We start from the raw sequence: 8,431 nt of genomic DNA, 5'->3' as shown, positions 1-8,431 counted from the left end.
TTTAAAAATGTGGGAACTCTTACAAATCTAGGTTTTACAGATCTATTTTAAAAATGTGGGAACTCTTACAAGTCTAGGTTTTGCAGATCTATTTAAAAATCGAACCCACATTCAATAATTTGTCGGACCAAGTTTTAAATAAAGTCTTGATAAATCAAAAACAAAGAAGCCGTCAGATCAAATAACATAAAATTATGAAATTTTAATCATTAGAAGGATCCTGCCAAAGTTCGTTGTCTTTGATGAGTTGGACTAACTTTTCATCCGCGATTTCGCTGGGGACGTTTTTCAGAACGATTTCTTTTCCTCGATAAAGATGAACTTTACCAGGACCGGCGCCCACATAGCCAAAGTCCGCGTCCGCCATTTCGCCAGGACCGTTTACAATACAACCCATCACCGCAATTTTAACTCCCTTAAGATGACCAGTTCTGGATTTGATTCTGGCCGTAGTTTCTTGAAGATCAAAAAGAGTTCTACCGCAGGAAGGGCAAGATATATATTCCGTTTTTGTTAAACGAAGTCTGGTGCCTTGTAAAAGATCATAAGAAAGTTGGAATATTTCTTCGATGTCTTTGATTTTAGAAGTGGAGATTCGTATCAGATCTCCGATGCCGTCTATCAAAAGTCCACCGATACCGATTGCGGAATTATATAAAGCTTCTTCTGGGTTGGAAAAAGAACCGTGAAGAAGAATCGGAAATTCAAAACGGCTTAGAATGCTTCCTAACTTTCTATAGTCGTATAGAATTTCTTTAGAATCCAGAGAAAATAAAACGTTTTTGATACCTATTTCGGATAACGTATCTGGAAGTCCTCTGAGAGAATCGAGTTTATCACCACTCGTATGAATTTCCGAAAAAAGCCCAGCGTTTTGTCTTTCTTTTAGAAAAGATAACATCTTTTCTCCATCCTGAAATTGAAGAAACGGATCAAATACAATCTTAGGAAAACTAAGAAGTTCTTTTTGAAGTTTTTCGTTTAAAGAAACGTTTTTAGAAAGAAGGATCCCCACCGGAATAGACAAAGCCGTAGCAGCTTCAGAAATTTCTTTCAATTGATCGGGTAAGGGGGAATCTACTAAAATGCTTTCCGGTTCTATCGAAAGAGATTTTCCATACTGATAAAGTTTTGCAACGTTTTCTAAAAATGAGTTTGAATTTTCGAAAGGTAAAATAGTCTCCACTCGAACCGGATGGTTTTCTCCCGCTTCGAATTGAACGATCTTAATTTCACTACTATAAAATCGATTATAAGAGAAAGGATTTCTAAATTCGGAATAACCTTTTACGGAATTTAGGTTCGAGATTTTTTTGTTAAATTTGTCTGCAAGAAGTTTTGCAACTGGCACTTCTAAGACTGGGTCTTCCGTAAGAGAAACCCGGATTGTATCTCCTAGACCGTCTTCTAAAAGAGAACCAATACCGATGGCAGATTTGATTCTTCCGTCATTACCGTCTCCTGCTTCGGTGACTCCTAAATGTAGGGGATAATCCATTTTTAGCTCGTTAAATCTGGAAGCTAACATCCTGTAGGCTTGAACCATAACCTGAGGATTGGAAGCTTTCATACTTACAATAATATCATAATATCCTAAACTTTCTGCAATACGAATAAATTCGAGTGCGGATTCAACCATACCCTGAGGAGTGTCGCCGTATCGGTTCATGATCCGATCGGAAAGAGAACCGTGATTGGTTCCGATCCTCATCGAAACTCCTAATTCTTTACAACGTAAAACAAGAGGGGAAAATACTTCCGAAATTCTTTCCAATTCTTGGTTATATTTCAAGTCTGTATAATCTCTGACCGCAAATTTTTTCTTATCTGCAAAATTACCCGGGTTGATTCTCACCTTTTCTACATACTCGACCGCTTTCATGGCGACGCTAGGGGTAAAATGAATATCCGCAACGAGAGGAACCTTACTGCCCGCTTTTTTCAGTTCTTGCCGAATGGAAGGAAGATTGTCCGCGTCCGCTTGAGAGGGAACAGTAAGTCTTACGATTTCACAGCCGGCGCGTTCTAATTCCAAAATTTGTTTTACGGAACCTTGTGTATCCGTGGTATCACTGTTGATCATAGATTGGATGACAATCGGATTATTACCGCCTACTTTGACGTCTCCTACTTTGACTTCTCTGGTTTTTCTTCTTTGATAACCGAAAGGTGTTTGATTGTATCTAAAATTCATTCTCGTTTAGAATACTCCCTCTTACTTAAGACAGTTTTGTAGAGAATTATAACTTCGTCATTCTCCTTTTTATCAGAGTAAAACCGATTCCAAAACTAAGTAAAAAACGATGTTTTTACAAGTTCTTCATAAAAATGGAGTTTCTTTTACATTTGAGAGAACTGTCAAACTCTGTAAATTTCTTTCACGTATTTTTACGGGTCGAATTGATTTTGAGTCTTCTCAATCCGATAGTACAAACACATCTTCGGAAATAATCAATCATGGAATTTCCCTTTTCGAAACTAACAGAAACCTACCGGATACGGGTTACTGTCGCTATTTATCGGGACAATATTTTGTCTTATAAGAACGAAGTAATCATACCTTCTGAATATTTAAGAAGAACTGAAGCGAGAGCACATATTCAGAAAGAAATCTCGGAAAGACTTATACATTCTAATTTTTTTCGTTCTCCTAGGCCTGATTACGATTTAGTTCGTTACACGGAAGAAGCTACATGTAATACTTTTTTGCGCTATAGAATTCTTTCTCTAAAATCGGGAGAAGGATTGATCCGAGAAAGGATTTGATCGATGTAATTTCGGATTTTATCAAAAGCAATCTTTTGAAAATATCTATAAAATTCAAAGATAAAGATTTTCAAATTCAATTTTCTGATATGATCTGTTTTTTAGAGATTAACCGTGAATTTCTTTTGAAGTTTTAAAATGGAATATAGATTATTCTTTCTACTTTTAAAATGGATAGAAAAAATAAGTCATTTAACAAGGATAAAACGAATTTATGAAAGTTTATGAAATTCAAAACCAATTTGGTCTGGAAAATTTAAAAATTTCAGAACGTCCAGATCCTGTTCCAGTACAAGGAGAGGTACTCGTTCGTTTTAGGGCTGCTTCTTTAAATTATAGGGATTATCTAATGGCTATAGGTAGATACAATCCTAAACAAAAATTACCTTTGATACCTCTTTCCGATGGAGCGGGTGAAGTGGTTCAAGTTGGTCCTGGAGTTACTCGTTGGAAGATAGGGGATAAAGTATGTGCGAACTTTGCTCAGACTTGGTTTGACGGCGCTCCGGAAAAAGATATGTTGAAAAATACTCTAGGAGGTCCGTTAGACGGAACACTCTGTGAATATAGAATTTTTAGGGAAGAAGGTCTGGTTTTAATGCCTGAAAATCTTTCTTTTGCAGAAGCTTCTACACTTCCTTGTGCCGCTCTGACGGCGTACACCGCGATTGTAACTCACGGAAACATACAACCGGGAGCTACTGTAGTCGTTCAAGGAACTGGAGGTGTTTCTATATTCGCATTACAATTTGCTAAAATGATGGGATGTAGAGTAATTGCTACTTCTTCAAGTGAGGAAAAATTAGCAAAGGTAAAAGAATTAGGAGCGGATGAAGTCATCAACTACAATGAAAAAACAAATTGGGACAGAGAGGTTCGTAAAATAACGGAAATGAAAGGCGCCGATCTTGTCATCGAAGTCGGAGGTGCAGGTACTTTACAAAAATCGATTTCTAGTACTAAACCTTGGGGAACGATTGCACTGATTGGGGTTTTAGCCGGAGGAGAAAGTAACAACTTATCTTTATTTCCTATTTTGATGCAGGGGATTCGGATTCAGGGAATTATTGTAGGAAGTAAAAGAAACTTCGAGGATATGAATCTTGCAATCAATACAAACAAGATCAAACCCGTAGTGGATCAAGTTTATTCTTTTGAAGAAGTTCCTAAAGCTTTTGAAAGCCTGAAAGCAGGAAAACATTTTGGAAAAATTTGTATCGAAATTTAAAATTTACTGAAAAGTTTTAGGACGAATTTTAAATTCTGGCATTTTATCAATCAGTAAGTGAGTTCTGCGTAATCTAATGCGAAAGCGATTGATGCAGGGAACTCTTATGAATCCAAATTAAGAAAAATGAATATTAGAGTTGTTGAAAAATCCATTCTCCATCTTGTTTCTATTTTATGTGACTCAATCTGTGGAAACTACCATAAATCTATATTTTACGGTAAAATCTTCAAATGTGGGAACTACCACATTTAAAGATTTCGCAGTAAAATTTTTAAAAGTTCGGAATTGTCTTGAACTGGTCTCTAAAAATAAATGTAGGAACTCTACGTTTTAAAAATCAAAAATAGTAATCTCCGTAAATTCTATTTTTATTATATTCTTGTATAAGTTTTCACTGATACGAACGGTTTTTAAATTTGTCTTAACTCGCAGCTTTTGGAAAATTTTTATAAAGAGATTTATTTCCACCGGGAGGTTTTCCAATATCTACACCCGCTTTTAAAAGTTCCAATCTAAGTTCTTTACGGAAAGAGTGATAGTCTACTTCTACAGCGTGTCTTTGGCCTCTTTCAAATGTAAAGTGAGGATGATCAATTTCGTATTGAATTGCGGCCTTCAAATTTTTGGGACGTTTATATTTTCCTAAAATTTCTAAACAAGCTAGTTTTGCTTGATAATCTGCCATCGGCCAGATACAACCTACGGGTTGAAACAAACCGATGAAATATAAATTTTGAAAATCGTTATGTATCATCTTGCGAAAGAGAGGAATTTTTTCAACGTGCTGAAAATCGATAAACGATTTATCAAAAAAAGGAAACGTAGTCCAAAAGCCGGTGCAAGCGCAGATGATGTCAAAACGTTCTTTGGTTCCATCTATAAATTCCACTTCTTTACCGTGTAATTTTTTGATCGCAGGACGAGGGTTGATTCTACCATGACGGATAAAATCTAGAAGGTCTGAATTTAAAGTTGGGTGATGACTGAGCGCTAGATTTTTATTTTCTGGAAGGCCATAGTTTTTATAAGAACCTTGTAATATATAAATTAACTTACTAAGGGCAAATTGTTTAATGATAGAAGGAATCCAATTTGGAGTTTTTGCCGCAAACACGTCAGAAGGCATACCAAAAAGAAATTTCGGAAAAAACCATTGAGGACTTCTCATTGATAACTTTACACTGTTTGCAACTCTTGCCGATTCGACTGCAACGTCACAAGCTGAATTACCGGCTCCGATGACTAAAATATCTTTTCCTTTCCATTCGTTTGTAACACCTTTGAAATCGTGAGAATGTAAAAACTTACCAGTAAACTTGCCTTCATATTCTGGATATTTGGGATCCCAGTGATGTCCGTTTGCAACCATAAGGACGTCAAAAAATTCTACCTTCTTTTTTTTAGAAGCGTTTGTATATTCTACTTTCCATTCTTCGTTAGGTGTTTTGGTAATCTTTTGAATGGTATGATGAAATCGAATTTTCTTATAGACTCCGAAGTGTTTTGCATAAGATTCAAAATAAGCTTGAAGTTGTTTGTGATTTGGGTACTCGGGATAATCTTCGGGCATTGGAAAGTCTTCATATTCGGACCAAACCTTAGAACTGATGATGTGGGTATTTTCGTAGACGCTGGAATGACCGGTTTTGGCGTTGAAAACCCAGTTCCCGCCAACTTTATCGTTTTTTTCGAAAATTACTACATCCAAACCGTATTCGACACAATTCTTTCCGGCGGCAATTCCGCTTGGTCCAGCACCTACTACACAAACTCTGGCGTTCGATTTCATTCGATCCTCCTTGCGCTTTGAGATCATTCGTGAAATCAATTAAAATATCAACGAATACTATATTTTCGAAAGATCCTATTTATATAGAATTTAGATGCAAGAAATTTTAAGTAAAAAAATGGGAAGGATTTCATTTTTCAATCTTAATTTGTTTATTAGAATTGTTGAAAAATTAATTCTCCATCTGTTTCTATTTTATGGAAACGGGCAATTGAAGCAGTTTTGTTAATCGGAAATAGGGAATTTTTCAACAACTCTATTCTTGATCGGCTAAAATTAGATTTTTTTTCTATACTTATATAAGAACGTTTGTATAGATCTTAAGAATGTGAACTTACATCAGTTCATTCGAAAAATTTTGTACATATAAAAATAATACCAAAAATTGATTTGTCGATTTTAACAAAGACGTATGTATTCAGTTCTAGAAAATTGTATATTAGAGTTGTTGAAAAATTACCAATTAAACCGTTTATCAAAAAATAAATGAAGGTTCCAAAGTCCAGCGGCTAAAACAAAAACGAGATGTTTAAAGTTTTTTCTAAAACTTCTAATGACATCCGATGTAATTCTAAATCTTTTAATACCAGCAAAAGCATTTTCTACGAAAATTCTTTTTTTACTAATTCTTCTATTCTTTGCTTTTTGTTTGGCGGAAGTTCTCTTTTCTTAGGTTTCTTTTTGGGTTTGATAATATTCGTTTTCTTTGATGTCTTTTCAATTCCTTCAAAACCAGAGTCAAGGACGCATGCGACATCTTTAGGAACTGCAGAAGTGATCATCACGTTCTCCGCAACTTTAAGATCGTGTGTTTTGCCCAATATCGTGTTTGATAAGAATAAGATTGCTTTATCCTTATTTGTCAAAATTAGATTTTAATCGTATGTCTTTTCTTTTTTCCAGAGTAGAATTCTTTCTGTAGATCCTTATCTGTTGGCCTTCTAATAGGTCTTTCTGTTCCGTCTATAATTACATATTTCAGTTTTTTTAACTTCTTTAACTTTCTTTTAAGGTCTGAAATTTCATTTGCGGGAAGAGTATTCATGGAACCAAGTGAAAGAAACAAAGCCTCCGCCAAAAGTTTTACCAACTTACAAGAAGTAGTCCTGTCCATTTTAAAAACTACTCCCAATACGTCGTAAGTTGGATAAGTCTTTAAATAAAAAATAGATTCTCTTCTATATCCTGTAAGATTGATTTTCTACTTTTTGTAAAATAGAGTTGTTGAAAAATTAATTCTTGATTTGTTTCTGTTGAATTGAAATGGACAATTGAAGCAATTTTGCGAATCTTCATTATGAAATTTTTCAACAACTCTAATTATGTTTTATTTCTTCTTTCAAAGATAGATACGAAAGGCCAAATGGAACACAGAGTGTTTTGAATTCTTGCTTAGAGACACCAAGCAACGCTTGCGACATTCTAGGATTCTTTAAGACTTTTTCTTTGGATAGCATTATTCATACACTATCATCAGTTATATGTACAAGAATTTTTCGCAATTCTTCAACAATTCTATTATCCATAATTTGCCTTTTTGAAGTAATTCTAAGTTTTAGAAAAAGTTCATATTGCCATAATAGTGAAAAAATATATTATAGAATATTAATATTTTTTGTTCTAAAATTGAGTATGATTACTATAGAGTAGATCGAATCAATTTTTAATAAACCCTCGTTTAGAAACAGAATTTTAGGTATTCTATCATTCAAAAAAAATGTATCAAGGATACAAATTTTAAGTTTTAAATCATTCCTAAGATAAAATGAAACGGAGAGCTTAACCTAATTTCAAATTTAAAACTGACCTATCCCAAATACTTATAGTTGAATGGTGAAAATTTTCCTTGATCCCTATCAAATTGAATACCGTAGACTAGGACTGTTTCAGTAAGAAATTTTGGTACTTCTTTATGTAGTTTTGAAAAATTCCATAGCAACAATTAACAAAACGCCTCAATCGACCGTTTCCATGAAATAGAAATCAATGGAAAATTAATTTTTCAACAATTCTAATGTAAATTTAGAGTTTGTTCTAAAACTTTAGATTTTAGGAAATTCCCCAAGAGTTTAAGAATATTGAAAACTATTTGAATGCTAACATTAGGATTTTTGTGGGAACTACTATGTTTTATAATGAACTAACTTATTAAAATGATCGTAATTAGAACTTGTCCTAAAACCTCAAAGAATTTTACGCGATAATTTTTTAAAAATTTTTAATAAAATGCAGTAGTTCCTACAAATTAGGTTGCATTTAGCAATTTGCGAACTTTCGAACAGTTCTAATCTCGTAGTAGTTCCCACATTTCGGAAATTGATTTGTAAAATTTAGATTTCAACTTTTTTTCAGAAAATGAATGTTTAAAAATTTATTATGCGACTTAATTTGCGGGAACTACCACAAATCATGATTTTAACGTGAGTTCGGTGGTTGAAAAATTGTCTAAAAGTAGTAGTTCCTACATCATTTTACAGACAAACCTAAGTTTTGTGAGAGTTCCCACACTTGAATACGACAGATTCAAGTGTTATAAACTTCTATTTTATCAATTGTGGTAGCTCCCACATTTAAAGAATCGATCTATAAAGTTCAGATTCCAACTTTTTTCAGAATCATGAATTTCTTACGCCGGAACTCACGTT

6 protein-coding genes and 1 pseudogene are annotated in these 8,431 nt (G+C 34.1%); 3 read left to right on the top strand and 4 right to left on the bottom strand.

The features are described from left to right. Positions 1 to 202: 202 nt before the first annotated feature. Positions 203 to 2,194: a (E)-4-hydroxy-3-methylbut-2-enyl-diphosphate synthase gene (gene ispG / locus BW942_RS17645; RefSeq protein WP_001011583.1), complete on the bottom strand. Its 1,992-nt coding sequence runs from the start codon at positions 2,192 to 2,194 to the stop codon at positions 203 to 205. Positions 2,195 to 2,303: 109 nt separating this feature from the next. Between ispG and BW942_RS17640 the strand changes: the two genes are divergently transcribed. From BW942_RS17640 to BW942_RS17630, 3 genes are all read left to right on the top strand, one after another. Next, positions 2,304 to 2,543 (top strand): hypothetical protein, encoded by a 240-nt coding sequence (locus tag BW942_RS17640; RefSeq protein ID WP_000479728.1) that lies wholly within the window; start codon positions 2,304 to 2,306, stop codon positions 2,541 to 2,543. Beyond that, positions 2,533 to 2,766, top strand: coding sequence for a hypothetical protein (locus BW942_RS17635; protein ID WP_000120679.1), 234 nt, complete (start codon positions 2,533 to 2,535; stop codon positions 2,764 to 2,766). The genes BW942_RS17640 and BW942_RS17635 overlap by 11 nt, the downstream gene beginning before the upstream one ends. A 214-nt stretch (positions 2,767 to 2,980) precedes the next feature. Further along, a complete protein-coding gene (locus BW942_RS17630; RefSeq protein WP_000870126.1) occupies positions 2,981 to 3,994 on the top strand; it encodes a zinc-dependent alcohol dehydrogenase family protein in 1,014 nt (337 codons plus the stop codon). A 424-nt stretch (positions 3,995 to 4,418) separates the two neighbouring features. On the opposite strand, the gene BW942_RS17620 is transcribed toward BW942_RS17630, so the two are convergent. The 3 genes and pseudogenes from BW942_RS17620 to BW942_RS22275 form a co-directional block, all read right to left on the bottom strand. Next, entirely contained in the window at positions 4,419 to 5,786 is a 1,368-nt protein-coding gene (locus BW942_RS17620; RefSeq protein WP_000839957.1) for a flavin-containing monooxygenase, read from the bottom strand. Between the two features lie 456 nt (positions 5,787 to 6,242). Next, a pseudogene (locus BW942_RS21885) lies at positions 6,243 to 6,607 on the bottom strand (transposase family protein). Positions 6,608 to 6,654: 47 nt separating this feature from the next. Then, a complete protein-coding gene (locus tag BW942_RS22275) occupies positions 6,655 to 6,900 on the bottom strand; it encodes a transposase family protein (RefSeq protein ID WP_002002248.1) in 246 nt (81 codons plus the stop codon). Positions 6,901 to 8,431: the final 1,531 nt, after the last annotated feature.

This window comes from Leptospira interrogans (assembly GCF_900156205.1).
GTDB classification, from domain to species: domain Bacteria; phylum Spirochaetota; class Leptospiria; order Leptospirales; family Leptospiraceae; genus Leptospira; species Leptospira interrogans.
Note: the sequence above shows the minus strand (reverse complement) of the source record. Positions and strands in the feature narration are given on the sequence as shown.